The organism is Draconibacterium sediminis (assembly GCF_000949475.1).
GTDB lineage: Bacteria > Bacteroidota > Bacteroidia > Bacteroidales > Prolixibacteraceae > Draconibacterium > Draconibacterium sediminis.
Genome location: NZ_JRHC01000005.1, coordinates 17615 through 37928, shown reverse-complemented (window position 1 = coordinate 37928; position 20314 = coordinate 17615). Strand labels below are relative to the sequence as shown.

18 protein-coding genes are annotated in these 20314 nt (G+C 41.2%); 10 read left to right on the top strand and 8 right to left on the bottom strand.

The window, feature by feature from the left end:
- The first annotated feature begins 53 nt into the window (after positions 1-53).
- Positions 54-1208, top strand: a complete 1155-nt coding sequence (locus LH29_RS16935; protein WP_045032095.1) for a DUF819 family protein — start codon at positions 54-56, stop codon at positions 1206-1208.
- A gap of 130 nt (positions 1209-1338) precedes the next feature.
- Here LH29_RS16935 and LH29_RS16930 read toward each other — a convergent pair whose 3' ends face one another.
- Together LH29_RS16930 and LH29_RS16925 are read right to left on the bottom strand one after the other, a co-directional pair.
- Complete coding sequence (locus LH29_RS16930) at positions 1339-2583, bottom strand: M14 family metallopeptidase (protein WP_045032093.1); 1245 nt, start codon at positions 2581-2583, stop codon at positions 1339-1341.
- A 9-nt stretch (positions 2584-2592) separates the two neighbouring features.
- The gene (locus tag LH29_RS16925; protein ID WP_198152490.1) at positions 2593-2865 is read right to left on the bottom strand and encodes a hypothetical protein; all 273 of its coding nucleotides are present in this window, start codon (positions 2863-2865) and stop codon (positions 2593-2595) included.
- A 208-nt stretch (positions 2866-3073) separates the two neighbouring features.
- On the opposite strand from LH29_RS16925, the gene LH29_RS16920 reads away from it, so the two are divergent.
- A complete protein-coding gene (locus tag LH29_RS16920) occupies positions 3074-4069 on the top strand; it encodes an NAD(P)H-dependent glycerol-3-phosphate dehydrogenase (RefSeq protein ID WP_045032091.1) in 996 nt (331 codons plus the stop codon).
- 101 nt (positions 4070-4170) lie between these two features.
- On the opposite strand, the gene LH29_RS16915 is transcribed toward LH29_RS16920, so the two are convergent.
- From LH29_RS16915 to LH29_RS16905, 3 genes are all read right to left on the bottom strand, one after another.
- Positions 4171-4737, bottom strand: a complete 567-nt coding sequence (locus tag LH29_RS16915; RefSeq protein WP_045032089.1) for a CDP-alcohol phosphatidyltransferase family protein — start codon at positions 4735-4737, stop codon at positions 4171-4173.
- A 122-nt stretch (positions 4738-4859) separates the two neighbouring features.
- Complete coding sequence (gene pgi, locus LH29_RS16910; RefSeq protein ID WP_045032087.1) at positions 4860-6506, bottom strand: glucose-6-phosphate isomerase; 1647 nt, start codon at positions 6504-6506, stop codon at positions 4860-4862.
- Between the two features lie 210 nt (positions 6507-6716).
- Complete coding sequence (locus tag LH29_RS16905) at positions 6717-6902, bottom strand: hypothetical protein (RefSeq protein WP_045032084.1); 186 nt, start codon at positions 6900-6902, stop codon at positions 6717-6719.
- Between the two features lie 333 nt (positions 6903-7235).
- Here LH29_RS16905 and LH29_RS16900 point away from each other — a divergent pair, with 333 nt between their 5' ends.
- The 7 genes from LH29_RS16900 to ppk2 all read left to right on the top strand — a co-directional run bounded on the left by LH29_RS16900 (position 7236) and on the right by ppk2 (position 16170).
- Complete coding sequence (locus LH29_RS16900; protein WP_045032082.1) at positions 7236-8141, top strand: DMT family transporter; 906 nt, start codon at positions 7236-7238, stop codon at positions 8139-8141.
- A gap of 244 nt (positions 8142-8385) precedes the next feature.
- Positions 8386-9771 (top strand): efflux RND transporter periplasmic adaptor subunit, encoded by a 1386-nt coding sequence (locus tag LH29_RS16895; protein ID WP_052671043.1) that lies wholly within the window; start codon positions 8386-8388, stop codon positions 9769-9771.
- A gap of 18 nt (positions 9772-9789) precedes the next feature.
- On the top strand, positions 9790-11163 hold the full coding sequence (locus tag LH29_RS16890) for an ABC transporter permease (protein WP_045032080.1): 1374 nt from the start codon (positions 9790-9792) through the stop codon (positions 11161-11163).
- Between the two features lie 114 nt (positions 11164-11277).
- Positions 11278-12759: a TolC family protein gene (locus LH29_RS16885; RefSeq protein WP_045032749.1), complete on the top strand. Its 1482-nt coding sequence runs from the start codon at positions 11278-11280 to the stop codon at positions 12757-12759.
- A 3-nt stretch (positions 12760-12762) separates the two neighbouring features.
- Complete coding sequence (locus LH29_RS16880) at positions 12763-13998, top strand: efflux RND transporter periplasmic adaptor subunit (protein ID WP_045032078.1); 1236 nt, start codon at positions 12763-12765, stop codon at positions 13996-13998.
- Positions 13999-14068: 70 nt separating this feature from the next.
- Positions 14069-15292, top strand: coding sequence for a hypothetical protein (locus tag LH29_RS16875; RefSeq protein WP_045032076.1), 1224 nt, complete (start codon positions 14069-14071; stop codon positions 15290-15292).
- Positions 15293-15357: 65 nt separating this feature from the next.
- The gene (gene ppk2, locus LH29_RS16870; protein WP_045032074.1) at positions 15358-16170 is read left to right on the top strand and encodes a polyphosphate kinase 2; all 813 of its coding nucleotides are present in this window, start codon (positions 15358-15360) and stop codon (positions 16168-16170) included.
- A 51-nt stretch (positions 16171-16221) separates the two neighbouring features.
- Here the strand turns inward: ppk2 and LH29_RS16865 are convergent, their stop codons facing one another.
- Together LH29_RS16865 and LH29_RS16860 are read right to left on the bottom strand one after the other, a co-directional pair.
- A complete protein-coding gene (locus tag LH29_RS16865) occupies positions 16222-17145 on the bottom strand; it encodes a DUF1338 domain-containing protein (protein ID WP_045032072.1) in 924 nt (307 codons plus the stop codon).
- A 101-nt stretch (positions 17146-17246) separates the two neighbouring features.
- On the bottom strand, positions 17247-18152 hold the full coding sequence (locus tag LH29_RS16860) for a PfkB family carbohydrate kinase (protein WP_045032070.1): 906 nt from the start codon (positions 18150-18152) through the stop codon (positions 17247-17249).
- Between the two features lie 177 nt (positions 18153-18329).
- Here LH29_RS16860 and LH29_RS16855 point away from each other — a divergent pair, with 177 nt between their 5' ends.
- Complete coding sequence (locus LH29_RS16855; RefSeq protein ID WP_045032068.1) at positions 18330-18944, top strand: acyl carrier protein phosphodiesterase; 615 nt, start codon at positions 18330-18332, stop codon at positions 18942-18944.
- A gap of 13 nt (positions 18945-18957) precedes the next feature.
- On the opposite strand, the gene LH29_RS16850 is transcribed toward LH29_RS16855, so the two are convergent.
- Entirely contained in the window at positions 18958-20253 is a 1296-nt protein-coding gene (locus LH29_RS16850) for a KamA family radical SAM protein (RefSeq protein ID WP_045032065.1), read from the bottom strand.
- Positions 20254-20314: the final 61 nt, after the last annotated feature.

Here is a 20314-nt window from a genome sequence, read left to right as displayed (position 1 = left end):
GTTTCTCCTCATTCTGATATCTTTACCGCCCGGTAAGGGAAAATTTTAAAACTATGGAGACACCGTTTCTGGCGTTAATTATTCTTTTTGTTATCACTCCTCTTGTTGTTATTTATCTTGAAGGCAAGTTTTCGATATTAAAGAAAATTGGCGCCGTACTGATTTGTTACGGGGTTGGTTTAATTATTGGCAACATGGGCGTACTGCCTCACGGGGCCGAAAAATACCAGAATATGCTTACGGATATTACCATTCCGTTGGCCTTACCTTTGATCCTTTTTTCGGTTGATGTACGTTCGTGGTTTAAAATGGCACGATCGGCATTTTTGGCGCTTATAACCGGATTGATCTCGGTGTTGCTGATTGTAATTATCGGCTTTTTTATTTTCCGAAACGATATTGAAAACATCTGGCAGGTGGCCGGAATGCTGGTAGGTGTGTACACCGGCGGAACACCAAATATGGCCGCCATGAAAACAGCTTTGAATGTTTCGCAGGAGTTGTACATTATGACCCACACCTACGACCTTACGCTTGGTGCCATTTACCTGGTTTTTATTCTTTCCATCGGGCAGAAAGTGTTTCTGTGGTTTTTGCCGCCTTTTAAACCGGTTAAAACAGAAGATACAGCCGTTGCAGAAATGAATATGGAAGAAGAGTTTGAATCGTACGACGGGATGTTGAGGAAAAAGACCTTACTGCCATTAATTGGTGCGTTTGGAATTTCAGTGGCTATTCTAGGTGTGAGTTACGGTATCAGTCTGCTTTTGCCCAAAGAGTATCAAACAGCTGTTGTTATTCTGCTTATTACCTCGTTTGGAATTGCGTTTTCGTTTGTGCCCAAAATAAAAGCCATAAAAAAGACCTTTCAGCTGGGGATGTACCTCATCCTAATTTTCTGTTTAACCGTTGCCTCCATGGCCGATATCAGTAAATTATCTAATATCTCCTTTTCACTGTTTTACTATGTGGCGTTGGCTGTTTACGGGTCGCACATTATTCACATAGTTCTGGCCCGTATTTTTAAAATTGATGCCGATACGGTCATCATTTCAACCAGCGCCCTTATCTGCTCGCCACCGTTTGTTCCGGTGGTTGCCGGCGCATTAAAAAACCGCCAGGTAATTTTAACCGGACTGGTTGTTGGAATTGCCGGTTATGCCGTTGGAAATTATTTGGGGGTTCTTATTGCTTATCTGCTAAAATAGCGCAAATTCACGAGAATCATTTCTACCATCCGCCGAAAAATCTCACACAGTTCATCGCTGTATCCAGTCACAGTCTTCAGTCACAGCATCAAGTATCAAGTATCAAGTATCAAGTATCCAGCATCCAGTGCTACAACTCCGCAAAGTTCTCCCAAATATCTCCAATCATATCAAACGAAACACTAAGTGCATTGCTGCGCCATTTTTCGGATGGAGGGTAGAACATTTCGTAATAACCGGCCAATGCTTTTAAACTGTCCTTTTCTGATTTATAACCGTAATGTGCGCCCTGATTTTCGACAATAGAAATGTGTGCCGATATTACTGCGCCAATTGTTGAACTTGTATTTAAAGTACCAAACTCCAACAACATAGGAATCGATGTTTTATCGGGCAGCAAGTCACCAATGTATTCTACGAACTGTCCAGATACTGTATAGAAATTATCCGAGTCGCCCCAATTGATTGGATAGCCTTTAAATACCTGCTCGGTCTTTGCTTTTAACTCCGGATCATTGATTGGATTCGGAAAAAGATGCAACTCTCCCCGCTCGCCAAAACCGGTATGCAGATCGAGGTTTAAGAGGGTGGAATAAGGCGTTGCAATGTCAGTTAAAACTTCCGACATAATTGCCACCTGCTGCTCAAAATCGTTTCCTCCAAAATAAATTCCTTCCTGAAATTCGTACTGCCCCTGGGCAAAAGCCTGTAACAATGCCTGCATTCCCTTTCGGGCTATTTGATTAACAGCCGTTACCAGAAAGAATTTGTTGCCCAAGCTATTCATGTTCAACTTACCTTTTGGCGTAAGCATATCATAAAGCGCCACAAAACCATCGTTATTTGTGTCAAAGAGCGATTTATCGGTACTGTAGTTCCGGTTCAGATCGACATTATTTTCTGTAAAACGCCGCTGGTTTTTAAAGCCCCAGGCATTTAATCCGTGTACCAGCAAAACCCCGGTATTCTTAAGCATCTCAGGCTTAAAAAATTCGGCCATTAGTAGTTGCTGTACCGCACTGCCCACAAAACCTTCAATGCCGTGTGTCCCGGAGCAAATCATCACCAGTTTTTCAGTGGTGTCGCTTGCCGGTATGTAGCAAAAATCAATGGTTAAACCCGTGTCGGTTTTGCTTTCTACCGATCGCGAAAATATCACCACACTATCAAACCGCGTTTTCATGGAATTGGCTTGCGCCCTGAACGCAGCCCGACACTCCTCCCACGAGTTTTGGTAATAGGCAAGTTTTGCTTTGTCGACCGTTACATCGGGGTCGGTGGGCGAATAGGAATTAAAGCTCACGTACGCGTACCCCAATACGAAGACAACCAAAACAACGATGGTTACTCCGGCAATTTTTAGAAATTTCTTCATAGCATTTTTTTAGATAACAAACTTCACAAGCCGGTCTTCAATCATTTGTTGTAACTGGCTAAGCAAAGCCTTTTCGTGTTTATCGATATAGCCGTCTTCGGTGGCAATATTTATAATCTTGTCGTAATCGTCGCGCGTGATCTTATGATCGGCAATGGCTTGTTCGATCATTGCTCTTAAACGAATTGAACTTTCACTTACTTCTTCTTTCATTTCATTAAAATTGGTTGTTTTCTTTGGATTAAGCTGGAACTCATCACCAATATTCGGGACTTGTTTCATCAAACTCAGTTCCTTGTGAACATATTTACTAAAAATACAGATTCATCTTACAATTAACAAATACCCTGCACACATCTCTACCCTGTTAGTTTACAATAGAATAAAACTTTCCCTGTTCAAAAACCGAATTCTTAAAAACTATTAAAATCATACTTTTTCTTCGTTAAGCTCGTACAAATTGTACCTTTGCGCGTTATTTATCACAGAAATGAATTTAAAAACAGACAAAGTTGGCATAATCGGGAGTGGTAGCTGGGCAACAGCTTTGGCGAAAATTCTTTTAGAAAACGTAAACGAGATTAACTGGTATTTTCGTAAGCAATCAACCATCGAAACGTTTAAAAAGAATAAACACAATCCGCGTTATTTGCACGAAGTTGAGTTTGATACTTCAAAAATCAATTTCTGCGACGATATAAATTGCATCATTGCTCATTCCGATATTCTTATAATAGCTGTTCCTTCAGCATTCCTTCCTACCGTGTTGGCCGATGTAAAAGATCTTTCGGGTAAATACATTTTATCGGGAGTTAAAGGAATTGTTACGGACGAAAACCTTTTGGTAGCTGAATATTTGCTAAAATATTTTAATGTCGATCATGATATGATTGGTGTTTTGGCGGGTCCGTGCCATGCCGAAGAAGTTGCGCGCGAAAAGCTGTCGTACCTTACCGTGGCCTGCACCACCGAAGAGAAGGCGATGAAATTTACACAGCTTATTGAATGCGATTATATTTACACTTCGGCATCGGATGATATTTGGGGAACCGAATATGCCGCTGTACTGAAAAACATTATTGCCATTGCCGCCGGTATTGCACACGGGCAACGTTTTGGCGACAATTTTCATGCGGTACTCGTTTCGCGGGCTATCCAGGAAATTAAACGTTTTGTAGACCAGGTTCATCCAATTGACCGCGACATAAAAGCGCCGGCTTATCTGGGCGACCTGATGGTTACCGCTTACTCGCAATTTAGCCGCAACCGTACTTTCGGATCAATGATTGGAAAAGGTTACTCGGTAAAAGCAGCACAATTGGAATTAAATATGGTTGCCGAAGGTTATTACGCTACAAAATCCATTCACCAAATTAACGAAAAGCACCAAGTAGATATGCCGATTTGCGAAGCGGTTTACCAAATTCTTTACGATAAAATTCCTCCACACAAGGTATTTGGCGAGTTAACAAGAAAATTGTGTTAAAACTTTAATAACGAAGGAAAACAAGCGGGCTACACGTATTGTCTTCATACCGCTTCTGAATTTCCCCGTGGAAAGAACTGTCCTCTCAGGCAATTTCTGAGCTACTCATTTAACACCCAATAAATTCCCCGTGCATTCGAACGTTTTTGTTTCAATATCAATGTGATACTGATTAGTTCCAATTCGGCCAATATCCCAAATCCCATGGCGAAATAATAGTAACCAGGAAAAAAACCGATAAAAAACCACAAAATAAATAGCAGGCCATGCAGATAACCGGTGGTTTTAAATGAATAAAGATGGAGACTGGAAAATGTTCCAAACTTATAAATATGAATAATTTGAGACAGTACAAGCAACACCATAAATACATATAAAAGCCATCCGTGACTTTGCAGGTCGGTACGTTTAAAGGTAAATAGTCCGCAAAAAGCCAACAAATACGTTCCGTAATCTGCCAGCGAATCCAAACGGGCACCAAATTTGGTTACCATATTAAATGTTCGCGCAATAAAACCATCCAGAAAATCGGTTAACAGATTAATTGCAATAAAGATGGAAAACAGGCTTTCATTTTTCTGAAAAAGTAGCAGTAAAACAAAGGGAAAGATAATAAGGCGGTAGGCACTCAATGCATTCGGAATATTATAAATCTTCTCCTTGGCCATGGCAAGATTGTTTGACGCCTGAAGTTAGCACATTTTTTAATTCCTTATGATGCAAAGTAAAACGAAAAAAAATGCCACCCGTTAAGCGAATGGCATTTCAGAAAATTATGGTGAGAATCTTTTTATCTCATTGCTTTCCAGGCGTTGATCAAACCATTGGTTGATGCATCGTGGCCTGTTACTTTTTCGTCGTTGTTCAGTTCCGGCAGAATGGCGTTGGCCAACTGTTTACCCAACTCAACTCCCCACTGATCGAAACTGTAAATATTCCAGATAATTCCCTGAACAAAGATTTTGTGTTCGTACATGGCAATTAACGATCCTAAAACACGAGGCGTTAATTGTTTCACCAAAATCGAGTTGGTTGGGATGTTGCCCATGAATATTTTAAACGGCGTTAATTCTTTAATTTCCGCTTCCGATTTACTGGCAGCTTTTAATTCGGCAACCACCTGCTCTTCCGTTTTACCCACCATCATTGCTTCAGTTTGTGCAAAGAAATTGGCCAGTAATTTCGGATGATGATCACCTACTTTATTGTGGTTAATTGCCGATGCTATAAAGTCGCAGGGAATCAGTTTTGTTCCCTGATGGATCAGCTGATAAAAAGCGTGCTGACCGTTTGTTCCGGGCTCTCCCCAGATAATCGGGCCGGTTTGGTAATCTACCTGCTCGCCGTTGCGGTCAACATATTTACCGTTACTTTCCATGTTTCCTTGTTGGAAATAGGCTGAAAAACGGTGCATGTACTGGTCGTATGGAAGAATAGCTTCACTCTCGGCACCGTAAAAATTGTTGTACCAAAGTCCGATCAGAGCAAGGATCACCGGTATATTTTTATCAAAATCGGTTTCGCTGAAATGTTTGTCCATGGTATGAGCACCTTCCAGCAACTCAATGTAGTTGTCGTAACCAATGCCAAGCATAATGCTTAAACCAATGGCCGACCACAACGAATAACGTCCACCTACCCAGTTCCAGAAACGGAACATATTATCGGTATCGATTCCAAAAGCAGAAACCGCTTCGGCGTTTGTTGAAACGGCAACAAAGTGTTTGGCTACATTCTCCAAATCTTTTGCCGACTCCAGGAACCAGTCTTTAGCCGTGTTGGCATTGGTCATGGTTTCTTGCGTGGTGAACGTTTTTGAAGCCACAATAAACATCGTCGTTTCCGGATCAACTTCTTTTAGTGTTTCGGCAATGTGTGTTCCGTCAACATTCGATACAAAATGCAGTTTCAAATGGTTTTTATAAGGTTTTAACGCCTCGGTAACCATTAACGGACCAAGGTCTGATCCGCCAATACCAATGTTAACAATATCAGTAATTGTTTTTCTGGTGTATCCTTTCCACTCGCCCGAAATCACTTTTCCGGTAAAACCTTTCATTTGGTCGAGCACAGCATTTACCTCAGGCATTACATCTTCGCGATCAACAACGATTGGTGTGTTGCTGCGGTTGCGTAACGCCACATGAAGTACTGCACGGTCTTCGGTCGCATTAATTTTCTGGCCCGAAAACATGGCCGAAATCGCTTCTTTTAAACCACACTCTTCAGCCAGCTCCAGCAATGCTTCTTTCACCTCATCGTTAACAATGTTTTTCGAGAAGTCGAGCAGGATATCTTCAAATTTCAGCGAGTATTTTTCAAACCTGTCAGCATCGGCTGCAAACAGATCTTTAATATGCGTGCCTTCAAACTCGAAATATAGCTCTTCCAGTTTTTGCCAGGCTTTGGTTTCAATAGGATTAATTTTAGGTAACATATTTTTGTTTTAAGCAGGAAGACCGAAGCCTGAAGTTTTCTTCAAACCTGATGCTGCAGCCGTCCGATAGTTAATATTCTAATTGTAGTGTTCACTCAGTGCGAGCGTACCACTAATATATCTTTACAAAGATAATTGATTCTGAAGATTGCGGCTGAAACTTTCGGGAAGGTTAATGTTGGGTTAAGAAAAAATGTGTACTCGTGTAAATTAATGCATTTTCGGCCGCCACATGGCAACAACAAGGGCTGCGGTGGCCATAATTAATCCGGTGAAAACCAAACGACAGCAAAGCATGTTACTCCAATGCTCAAATCTTGCATAAGAACCAATACCTGCCAAAATAAAAGCAGCTGCTAAAAAAGAAATTAATAATGTTTTTCGGGTCTTCGACATTTTGCTGGTTTTAACATTAAACGCAACAAAGCTATAAACACCGAATATTTATCCAAAGTTTTCATTTTAAAGATTGCAGAATGTAATTGATTTGTAATATTTTTTACCATTTGAAGATTGGAATTTTACGATTTGATATACCGGTTTACTTTTTGCATTGATTTTCTATCTTTACCACCTCTTCCGGAGAGGAATTAAATTGTAATTATGACGCCGGAAATACAACACAATTATTAGGAATGAAACAAGTTTCGATAATAGTCGCCCGGAGAGAATTATTACAATCGATACCGATTCCGTACTTTACCTTTAAAAGTTATCAATTTTGACAGTATGAAAACAGCCACATTTAAGGGATATCTGCTGGCCCTTGTTGCCACCATTGCTTTCTCAAACGTTTACATTTTTAGTAAGGCTGCGTTAAATGAAATTCATTTAACACAATTTGGTATTTACTGGTGTGGTTTAGGGATGCTCTTTAGTTTACTTTTTGCATTAAAAAACAAAAAGTTGGGTCAGTTAAAGGTTCTCGATAAAAGGCAACGCCGTATACTTTTGCTACTCGGCATTCTCGAAATACTCACAACCACTTCGTTTTTTATATCTATAAACATTATCCCCGATCCTTCAGTCACATCTTTTATTGGTAATCTTTTCCCGGTAATGGTTACTTTGGGTGGTATTGTACTGCTAAAAGAAAAGTTTGGCTGGGTAGAAGTTATTGGTGCATCGCTGGCACTAATCGGTACTTTTGTTATCAGTTATTCGGGTGGTACAAGTTTAAAAACGCTGTTTATTGCCGGCACCGGCGTGGTTGTAATTAACGCGCTATTTGCCACCACCGCTACACTAATTGTAAAAGTGCATGTAAAAAATATAAGCCCCGAGCTGTTTAACCTGAACCGCTATACCTGGCTGTTCGCATTTTCGCTTATTGCATTTTTTATCTACAGCCCGGAAGCCAGCATTTCATCAAGGGCTCTTGCCAACGTATCTATCGGTTCCTTCCTCGAGTTCGTCGCCATTTTAACGGTGTATTATTCCTATCAATTTATCGATGCATCGCGCTCGGCAGTGGTGCAAACGCTAAAAGGTATTTTTGTTTTAACAGGTGCCTACCTTGTCTTTCATACCTTTCCGTTGTTGCACCAGTTTATTGGCGGAATGATAACGGTTATTGGCGTACTGATAATGACACTGGCACAAGCCGGTATTTTAAAAACCAGACTCTCAAACTGAACTTTCAGTTAAAAAACTACTCATTTAGTTTATTTGAAGTTTATTTAACAAAATTTCATACTTATTTTTTGTTTCTTTCGTTGAATTTATGCCAAGGCACAATTTTTGTTAAACAAGAAAAAACAATTTCAAACAGAAACGAAAACTAAAACAATGAAACGAAATCCTCATAATTATACTTAAAAACAGCATGCCCTCATGCCTAATTCACCCGTTACCATTGAAAACTAAAAGCATACTAAAAATGAAGAAAAAAAACTGGCTGTTTGCCGCCATGGCAGTAATTCTACTGTTTGTGGTATTTATTGTATTATCAGGTTCGAAAAACGAAACCACTCAAATTACCACTACCGTAAAGAAAGGCCCTTTTGAAGTGCTGGTGTACTCAAGCGGGCAACTCGAATCGGAAAACTCCGACCATGTTTATATTCCCGAAGAAATGAAGGATCGCCAAACGCGTATTTCTAACTTAACAATTACTGATATTGTTGAAGAAGGAACCTATGTAGATTCGGGGGATTATGTGGCCACACTCGATCATCAGGCTGTTCAGGAACAGTTAAAAGATGCGCAGGATGAGATGGAAAAAATACTGTCGGAATACAACGACAGTAAGATCGACTCCAACCTGACGCTTAGCAACGAACGCGACCAGATTATTAACGCCACACTTGATGTAGAAGAACGAAAGATTGCGGTTGATGAATCGATTTATGAATCACCTTCAGAGCAAAAAAAGGTGAAAATGGATTACGACAAAGCCTTGCGAAAACTGGAACAATCAAAACAGGCCTATGAATTAAAAACTCAACAGGAAATTAATAAGGTGAACCGCAAATTCATCACTTACAAACAAGTAAAAGAACGCGTTGATGCACTGGAAAGATTAATGGATAAGTTGATCATTTATTCGCCCAAAGCAGGTATTATTTCCTATCATCAATACGAGTGGGGAGGTACTGTAGAAACCGGATCGCGCGTGTCGCAATGGAGCCCGATTATTGCTACGTTCCCAAACATGCGTAACCTGGTTACCAAAACCTTTATAAACGAAATTGATATTGCGCTGATAAAACCCGGCCAGAAAGTAAAAATTGGAATTGATGCTTTCCCTGATAAAACGTTAAACGGAGAAGTAGCCACCGTAGCCAACATGGGGCAAGTGATGCCCAAAAGTGATGCAAAGGTTTTTGAGGTAAAAATTAAGGTCAACGGCTCCGACCCCGAGCTGAAACCAGCCATGACCACCAGTAACACGATCCAGGCCAGTTTTATTGAAAATGCCACCTATATTCCAATTGAGGCTGTATTTTCAAACGATAGCTTATCCTATGTATATCTTTCTGATTCGCAAACCGCACAAATTATTGAGCCCGGCGAAGCCAACGAAAATTATGTGGTAATAAACCAGGGACTTGAAGAAGGCCAGGAAGTGCAGCTACTGGAACCCGAAGATGCCGGCGATTACAAACTAACAGGTTTTGAAATTTATGCCGATATAAAACGTAAAGCAGCCGAAAAAGCTGCAGAGGAAGCAGCAAGAAAAAAGGAACGGGAAGAGGAAAAAGCACCTGAATTGCCTCAGGGAATGGCTTTACCTGCTGGTGTTACTGTTATTTCAGCTAATTAACCACTCAAACCAAACAAGATGTTTATAAAAAGATATTTACACGATATTCTGATAGCGGTTGAAGCCATTATAGCCAACCGCCTGAAATCGATACTTACCGCTCTCGGTATCATCTTTGGTGTTGCTGCGGTAATTAGTATGATGGCCATTGGGAATGGTGCCGAGCAGGAAATTCTGGAACAGATAAAACTGGTTGGGGTAAACAACATTGTTATAACGCCAAGCACTTATTCATTATCCGACGGAGGAGGTGGCGACGGCAATGGCCAACCCACTGCTAAGAAATTTTCGAAAGGACTGACACTTCTTGATGTTGAGGCCATCAAAAAAATTGTTCCAACTGTTGAACGTATTTCGCCGGTAATTTCCTTTAACTATTCGGCCCTGCTTAATGGTATCAGCAGACCTGTCGTACTCGAAGGAATTGATAATCATTACTTCGATTTATTTAACATGCAACTGGCCGAAGGAAGTCGTTTTAACGCTACTCAGGCAGAAAAAGGACTACCCGTTTGTGTGGTTGGAAATAACATTAAAGAGCAATTTTTTCGTCAGCAGGATCCCATTGGGAAATACATAAAATGCGGACAGATTTGGTTAAAAATTATAGGAGTTGTTGAACGACGCGATTTTACCGCATCGGCATCCGACGAACTGGGGATCAGCAGTTCCGACAATAAAATTTTTATACCCGTACAAACCATGCTGTTGCGTTTTAAAAACCGTTCGCTAATCAGGGCCGACGAAGTTTTAAATGCCAATAAAAACGCAAATGGAAATGGTATGGTGGTTATTTATGGCGGCCCGGAACAAAAAGAAGAGCCGATTGACACCGACGATAATCTTAACCAACTCGACAAGATCGTTGTTCAGATAAAGGAAACGGAACAACTCAACAACTCGGCAACATTAATAAAACGAATGTTGCTCAGGCGCCACTCCGATTTGTACGATTTTGAAGTTACGATCCCCGAATTGCTGCTTAAACAACAACAAAAAACAAAAAAGATATTCAACATCGTTTTAGGTGTAATTGCAGGTATTTCGCTGGTTGTTGGCGGAATTGGTATTATGAATATTATGCTGGCATCTGTATTGGAACGTATTCGCGAAATTGGTGTTCGTCAGGCATTGGGTGCCAAACAAAAAGACATTATCGCACAGTTTCTTTCCGAGTCAACATTAATCAGTTTAACCGGAGGAATTATCGGAATAATTCTGGGCGTTGTACTCTCGCAAATTATTACGGCCGTGTTCGATATTAAAACAATTGTTTCTGCCTTTAGCATTCTTATTGCTTTTGGCGTATCGGTTGGCGTCGGAATTATTTTTGGTTATCTGCCTGCCAAACGCGCGGCAGCCAACGATCCGGTAGTAAGTCTTCGTTCATAAAATAACCTGAAAACAAACAAAAAAATGAAACGAGCATATCACAATTTAAGACACGGTCAAATAGATAACAGCGAGTTACATGAGTTACCACTGAAAACAAACAATCTTAAACGAATGAAAAACATATTTCTATCATTTATATTTATTTTGGGCCTTACGGTATTTGCCGAAGCCCAGGACGAATTAGTGTTAACACTTCCCGAAGTAATTGATATTGCATCAGGACAATCAATTGATGCTTTCCGAAATAAAAACATGTATTTGGCCAGCTACTGGGAACACCGGTTTTATAAAGCCGAGCGCTTACCCAGTATTTCGTTAAGATCCAATCCGGCCGATTTTAACCGTTTTAGTAATCGGGAATACAACTTCGAAACCAACGAGGACGAATTCCGCCTGCGCGAATATTTTAACTCCGAAGTTTCAGTATCAGCTGTTCAAAACGTTTCACTAACCGGCGGACAGGTATTTTTACGCTCGGAGCTGGGAATGATTAAAAACCTTGGTGGCGACAAAAATACATCGTTTAATGCAACGCCTATCAGTATTGGTTTTTCGCAGGAATTAAACGGGTATAACCGCCTGAAATGGCAAGCCAAAATTGAACCCTTGAAGTTTGAGAAAGCCAAAAAAGAATTTATCCAGGATATGGAAGATTTGCGTGTAACTTCCACCAACCGCTTTTTTGGGTTGATAAATGCCCAGATTCAGAAAAATATTGCCGAGATGAATTACGCCAACGCCGATACACTATATAAAATCGGAAAAGGGCGTTTCCAGGTAGGAACCGTAACTCAGGATGAATTGCTTGAACTGGAACTCCGTTTGCTGAACAGCGAGCAGGCACTGAGTGTTGCCCAGCTTGGCGAAAAAAGAGCACAGGCAAGGTTGAACTCTTTCCTCGGACTTCCAAAAGAAACCATGATAAAATGTATTGTTCCCAGCGAAATTCCGGAGCTGAAAATTGATCCGGACCAGGCCATCGACGAGGCGATTAAAAACAACCCTGAGATTCTGAACCATCAACAGCAAAAGCTGCAGCAAGACGAGAATGTTGCCATTGCCAAATCAGAACGAGGGCTTAACACCACGCTTTACGCCATGTATGGATTAAACAAAAGTGCCGAAAATTTTGATGATGTTTATACCGAACCAGACAAAAGCCAGGTGTTTAGCCTGGGCCTAAACATCCCCATTGTTGACTGGGGACGCGGAAAAGGACGTTATTCAATGGCCAAGTCTAACCGCGAAGTGGCTCTTGCAACAATAAGGCAGGAACGTATTGATTTTGAGCAGGATATTTACCAAAGCGTGCTGGAATTTAATCTTCAGGCCGGACAAGTAAACACAGCAGCAAAAGCCGATACGGTTGCACAAATGGGATACAACGTTACCTTTCAGCGTTTTCTTATCGGAAAGATTGATGTAACACGACTAAATATTGCCAGCAACGACCAGGAAACTGCGCGTATGGCCTACCTAACGCGGTTACGCGATTACTGGTCGGCCTATTACCGACTGCGCAGTTTAACACTTTTTGATTTTGAAAAAAAGAAACCACTTGAAGCCGATTACGACAAACTTTTAGAAAACTAGTTTATGGCCGTAAAAAGAAAACATATTATAATAACTGCAGCAGTAATTTGTGTTATTGCTATTGCAGCTTTTGCCGGATCGCTTACCACAAGCAAGTCGGAGAAAATCTATGTGGTTGAAAAAGGCCCCTTTGAAGCGACGTTAACCTGCAAAGGAGAAATAAACGGTTTGGTGTCTACCCCAATCCCAATGCCCAAAATACTTGGCGACAGAGAACTAAGGATTTGGGAACTAAAAATTCTTGATTTGGCACAAGATGGAAAATACGTCAAAAAAGGCGATTTTATTATGCAGCTTGATGCCAGCCAGATCATGTCGGGAATGCGCCAGGAAAGGCAAAATCTTGAAACGGCAGAAGCCGATCTGAAAAATGCCAGAATTGATAGCACGGTACGATTAACCGCTCTTAGGGAAGATATAAAAAATGCCAAACTCGATTTGGAATACAATAAAATCGATTTGGAGCAATCGATCTACGAATCGGCTGCCTACCAGCGCAAAGCCCAAATGACTTATAAAAAAGCGGAAAATACAATTGCCAAAAAGAAGCGCGATTACCAGCTTGAACAAAATAAGTTAAAAATGGGCGTGGCCCGAACAGAAGAAAGGGTAAAACGCAGCCAGGAGAAAATAGAAAAATTTCAACAGGCTATGCAAGCGGCGCGTATTTTTGCTCCTGAAGATGGTATTGTAATTTTTGGCGAAAGTTGGGACGGATCGAAATACAGTAAAGATGGTGATATTTCAACCTGGTCGAACGGACCTCCAATTGCCACCTTGCCCGATATGTCGGAAGTAATTTCGGAAACCTATGTAAAAGAAATTGATATATCGAAGATAAAAGTGGGCGATAAAGTGAGAGTTTCGTTTGACGCCCTTGAAGGAGTGATAATCAGTGGTAAAATAAATTCGATTGCACGTGTTGGTGAAGACCATAAAGATTTCGATATGAAAGTTTTTAAGGTACTTATTCATCTCGATGAATCGAACGACGGGTTAAAGCCTGCCATGTCGAGCAACAATGAAATAATTCTTGCCCAAAAAGAGGAAGCATTGTTTGTTCCTTTAAAAGCTGTTATTAGCGAAAATGGTGAGGATTTTGTATACCTGTCAAAACATGGAGAGACGGAAAAAACTCCGGTAACCACCGGTTTTGAGAATGAAGAATTTGTGCTGATAGAAAGCGGACTTCAGGAAGGCGACAAAGTAATTCTAAGCCCGGTACTGGAGGAAATTTAGAATACACTTAGTAACAAATAGTAAAAACGGGCTGAATTATCAGTCCGTTTTTTTTGTATAAATTCGCGCCATGCAGAAATCGGTACATCCTAGCATTTATTTATTTAATCCCACTTGCGAGTACGCGGTGGCGAATGGCAATGCCTCGTGGCATCCGAATAAAATTCTGCAAAAAATGGAAGCCGACCTGGCTACCCTCCCCCTCTATTTTGCTGCTGAAACCGATGTGGTAATTGTTCCTCAAATTCCTACAACCGATTTTTTTGAGCACCTGCAAAAAATCGGAGTTACACCGCCTGTTTTTGCTACGGAAAAAGAGCTGAAAAATAACCCGCCGGAACAAGTTGGGAAACTCCAACCGTGGGGCTGGAGCCCGGCCGTGCACAAACGTTTGGAAAGTTTTAAGCCGCTTTGTTCTTCTGAATTTAAATCATCCCCGGTGTTTATGTGGAAAGCGGAATACCGAGAACTTTACTCAAAGAAATTTGCCTTGCAGATTTTACGGCAACTGACAGACAAGCATCCGTCGGCCAGTTTTATCGGGGAAAACGAAGTTACCGAGATTTGTGAAACGCAGGACCAGATAGAAACGCTTTTGGCAAAGTGGGATAAACTTATGGTGAAGGCCCCATGGAGCAGTTCGGGACGCGGATTACAACCCATTACCAGGCAACCCATACATGAAAAAGTTTGGGAAAAACTGCTTGGCATTGTAAAAGAACAGGGGTACGCAATTGTTGAAGCATTCCAAAATAAAGAGCTCGATCTTGCTTTTCAGTTTGAATTAAAAGCCGGCGAAATACAGTATTTGGGAACCAGTAATTTTTCAGCCGATAAAAAAGGGCAATACCTGGGAAACAGCCTAAACGGCTTACCTGATGAACTGGATGAGGAGGTAAAAGACTTTGCCCGGGAAATGTCAACGCTTATCGTCCCTGCACTGAAAGACGAGATCGGGAAAAGCAAATTAGCCGAGAACTACGAGGGCTATTTTGGTGTCGACACCCTTATATTCAGAGACAAAACGGGGGCACTTAAAATAAATCCTTGTTTGGAAATTAATGTGCGTCACAACATGGGATTGCTTTCGCTGTACCTCGAAAAATTTATTGCTCCAACAAAAAAAGGACGCTTCCGCATGTTTTTCAATCCAAAAACACCATTTGCTGATTTCTGCCGGCAAATGAGCCACGACCACCCTCTTGTACTTGAGAATCAAAAAATCGTTTCCGGCTTTTTCACGCTTACGGCCATTACATACTCCACCGGATTTGGCGCCTATCTGCTCGTTTAATTCAACTGACTTGATTTTAACTTCATTTTGTTTACCTTTAAATGAACGATTAAAGCCGGGCTGCTATGGAAAATAAGGACGAAAAACATACGAAGAAAGGGAAAAAGCTCTCCAAAAAATTTTACGAAAACGAACTCAACAGATTGCAGGTTGAATTGGTACGTCTGCAGGAATGGATAAAGTTTAAAGGACTTAAAGTGGTAGTGATTTTTGAAGGGCGCGACGCTGCCGGAAAAGGTGGTACGATAAAACGCATCATTCAAACATTAAACCCGCGTATTTGCCGCGTTGTTGCGCTGGGAACTCCAACCGAACGCGAAAAAACACAATGGTATTTTCAGCGTTATGCTCCACATCTTCCGGCCGCCGGCGAAATGGTTTTGTTCGATCGTAGCTGGTACAACCGGGCCGGCGTTGAGAAAGTAATGGGCTTTTGTACCAACGAAGAATACTGGGAGTTTCTTCGCTCGTGCCCAAATTTCGAACGCATGCTAATCCGCTCGGGTATTATTCTGATAAAATACTGGTTTTCGGTGAGCCAGGATGAACAGGAAAAACGTTTCAGGGCGCGATTAAACGAGCCAACAAAACGATGGAAACTGAGCCCGATGGACATTAAATCGATGGAGAAATTTGAAGAATATTCGAAAGCCAAAGATGAAATGTTTGCTTACACCGACACAAAAATAAGCCCGTGGTTAATGGTTGATGCCGACGATAAAAAACGAGCCAGGCTGAATTGCATCCATCACCTGTTATCGTCAATACCATACAAGGAGCTGGATCAACCGGAAATTGTACTTCCTGAACGACAGGAAAGAAAAGGTTATATACGCCCGCCGCTGGATGAAATGACATATGTACCGGAAGTTTATTGATATAAAAAAGGGAAGCGATTAGCTTCCCTTTCCATTTTCTTTTCCATTACTCTAGTTATCCCTTGTCCTGGTCATGTCGAACAGGTGCCTCGCCTGGTCTCCAAGGAATCCTGAGAATAACTTCTCCTCTCCATTTTCAATCACTAAACCTCTTTCTGCTAATTCGTAGTAGGCATAGGTCCAGGGCATTTTTTCTATTCCATCTTCGCCCTTAACCTCTATTTCTTCTTTTACAGCCAACGTTGCCGATTGCTGCAATTTACTTCCCTTTTCACCTTCAAGTGCTTCTTTCATGGGTATCCCGGCATCTGCCAATCCCTTACAGGTTGTTTCCAGATCGGGCCACTCACTAACGTTCTGATAGTTTACAAAAGCGGTAAAATGATTCACCGCGTTACCATGCAGCAGCACCCAGGCCGCGTACTGCGACACATCATTTACTTTTAAAACATCGTCTTTACGCGGAATTTCCCATGGTCTTCTGAAATATTGAGCTAAATCTTTCACCAACATTTCTCCTGCCACCCGGGGTAATTCCCCTTTCGCTTTTAAAGTTGCCAATAACCCGATACTCTCATCAGATAATAAATAAGGCGTTTCTTTTACTGTGTTCTTTATAATTTGCTGGGCCCATTCGGGTAATTCTTCCACCTCCAACTGGCTCACAAATAGTTTAGGGAACATCGGATCGGGATGTTCAAAATGAACGGCATTAAGTTTTTTCTTCTTGAAATTATATTTTTCAACCGGAACATACTCCAGGCAGGAAATGATGTGTTTTATTGCTCTTATTCCTTCCGGCTGTTCTCCGGTGTGCGTGTTAAATGTTCGAAAGGCAATGTGATCGTTTACCACGCTACCTCCCTTCTCGTTAACCAAGCGCTGATATTCCCGGGCATACGAAACACGATCGAGATACATAACCCACAGTCGAGTGAGTAATGCTTTGGTAATTTCTTTTGCTGTAACTTTCATCCTGTAGCTTTTTTATATTAAACAAAAAAAACAGGGCTTTTGTTACTAAAAAACAGATGTTTAAGAATATAGGATAATTGATAAAAAAACTATAGCACAGGCTAGTGCTGACTGGTATTTTTCATGAACTCAAGCACGTCTTCTTTTGTGAACGCGCTGGTGGCTCCCATTTTTGTAGTATTTAATGCTCCAACAGCATTCCCGAATTTCAGAGCTTCGTCAACGGGTTTTCCGTTCAGATAGTAATGCAAGAATCCGGCGGCAAAAGCCATCCCTGATCCAACATTATCAATTGCTTTTAAATTATAACCCGGTTCAAAAAATAATCCCTCAGTGGCGTGTAGTGCTAAAACACCTGTGCTGCCACGGGTGATAATTACAATGTCGATTTTGAATATTTCAGACAATTTCCGGGCAAAATCTTCAACTTCGGTATATTCAATTTCCAGTTTATCGGCCAAAAATTCGATTTCCTTTTCTTTTATGCGCACTACATTGGCAGCTTTCAGTAACCGTTTTACAACCTTTCTACTGAAAAAGTGTTCGAACAGCTTGAGATCGAAAAAGTGCAGCGAATCGGGCGATTCTTTAATAAGCTCGCGTAATGTATTTTTCGAGAGGCCAAAACGTTGCGGCAACAATCCAAACACCAAGCAGTCGGCTTTGCGAACCAATTTCAGGGCTTCGGCCGAAAACTCGATATGATCAAAAGCCACATCGTTTGCCACTTTATAAACCGCTTCATCGTTTTCGTTAAAACTCACTTCAACTGTTCCGGTTTTAAATACCGGATCGAGCTGAACATTTTTATCTGAAATACCGAGTTCTATAAGCGTATCAATGGCCTCCATCCCCAGTTCATCATCGCCTACACGCGAAAGTAAGTAGCCTTTTTCGCCCAGTGAGTTACACCGAAATACGAAATTAGATGGCGTTCCGCCCAGCACTTTACCATTAGGTAAAATGTCCCAGACAACCTCTCCAAATGCAACTATTTTTTTAGCCATAACCTTACTTTCGGATGCAAATGTAAAAATTAATAAAACGCTATCAAAAGTCAGTATGTGTCTCTTTTTCAATTTAAAAGCAAAAACAGATTAATCAATTGATAATGAACAGTTTTTACATGCAAAAAAAATGAAGCAAAAAAACAATTTTTACATTAAAGCGTTTGTTTCTTTACAATGAACTATTTAGCACATCTCCATCTATCGGGCGAATCGGAAAAAATGCTGGTTGGAAATTTTATTGGCGATTACATAAAAGGCAATAAATACCTGCAGTATGAAGAAGAAATTGCCAAAGGAATTTTGCTTCATCGGCAAATCGATTCGTTTACCGACGCGCACCCGTTGCAACGGGAAGCCCGCTTGCTGTTTCGCCCCGAATTTGGATTGTACTCGGGAATTGTAGTTGACTTTATCTACGATCATTTTCTGGCAAAAAACTGGAGCCAGTATTCCACACTTCGCCTGCCGGTTTTTGCCAAAAAGGTTCATGCCATTTTACTCAGCCACTTTAGTACACTTCCCTTAAGAGTGCAGGGATTCCTGCCCTTCCTTATTCAACACAAACGTTTGGTTTCGTATGCTTCGGTTGACGGGATTATACAGTCGTTAAAAATTATGGGAAAGCATTCCAGCCTGCCTTCAAAATCGGAGGAGGTTGAACGCATACTACTGGAAAATTACATTGAACTGGAAATAAATTTCGCGGCCTTTTTTACTGATCTTCTTGATTTTGTTTCAGAAAAGCAAGGTATTGAAATTAAAAAGCCCGATCTGATGACCGGGCTATGAATGGTAATAGTTTTTATGCAAGTAATTCAAGGAAGGCTTGTTCGTAAAAGAAATTCGACTCGCCCAAAGCCGGTTTTAAATCATTTAGCCAAATGGCATCCGGATCGTATTTGGCAAAAAACGGACGACCTACCCAACTTGGATCGCGCCCCTGCAAAAAGTTCAAAACAAATACTTTTTCTCCTGCAACTTCGCTAACACCAACAATTTGCACTTTCCCCGGGTTGCACGACATGCTGGGCCCTTTAACCGTGCGGCAAACTCCACTAACCTGATTATACGCACTTTTGAAAATTTTCCAGGCCCTGTCGAGCGTAACCGCAAAATAATCCTGAGCACCTGTATTGCGCGCGATAAACATGTAATAAGGAATGATTCCCAGTTTAACCTGTTCTCTCCAGTTTTCGGCCCATACGTTGCTATTATCGTTTATATGATGTAATAAAGGCGATTGTGAACGAATCTGTACTCCGGCACTTATCAGTCGTTTTACGGCCTTTTGAACAGCCTCTGTTTTTAATTCTCCCGGATGATTAAAGTGAGCCATCAGAGCAATGTTGATTCCGCGCTTTTTCACTTTCTCGAATAGCCGGATTAAATCATCCGCATCATCGTCGGTTGTATAGCGGTACGGCCAGTAAGCCAACGATTTTGTTCCGATACGAATATTACGCAGGTGCGGGATATCGGCATCGAGCAAAGCATTAAAGTAAGCCTCGAAAAATTTGGTTTTCATTACCGCCGGATCGCCACCGGTAAACAATACGTCGCTAATGTGCGGGTTGGCTTTTATGTATTCTACCAACGTATCTGCCTCTTTCATGGCAAATTTAAAGTCGTTTAGCGCAAACTGCGGCCAACGAAAACAAAATGTACAATAAGCGTGGCAGGTTTGCCCCTGGGTAGGAAAAAACAACATGGTTTCGCGGTATTTATGTTGTATCCCGCTTAGTTTTTTTCCGTTAAAAACGGGTACGTTACTTTCCTGTCCGGCCGGGTTTGGGTTAAGCCGTAACCTGATTTTATTAACTTCTTCCTGAATGGTTTTTCGGGGAGCATTACCCGTAATTAACGAAGCCATTTTATTAAAAGTGGCTTTATCAAGCATTTCTCGTTGCGGAAAATTGAGAATAAAAAACGGATCGCGTTCAAAATTATTCCAGTCGATCAACTCATCAACTACATAATTATCAGTTTTAAATGGCAAAACCGTTCCAACCACCTCAATTTCCAGTTTCTGTTCTTCCGAAAGAAACTCCATCTGCGGAATTTGCCTAAAGTTGTGAAGAGAATAAGGTTTATAAATCATCTCATTAAAATTTTTTAATGGGATCGCATGCAAGTCGATCTGCAAAAGTGAACGCACAAGT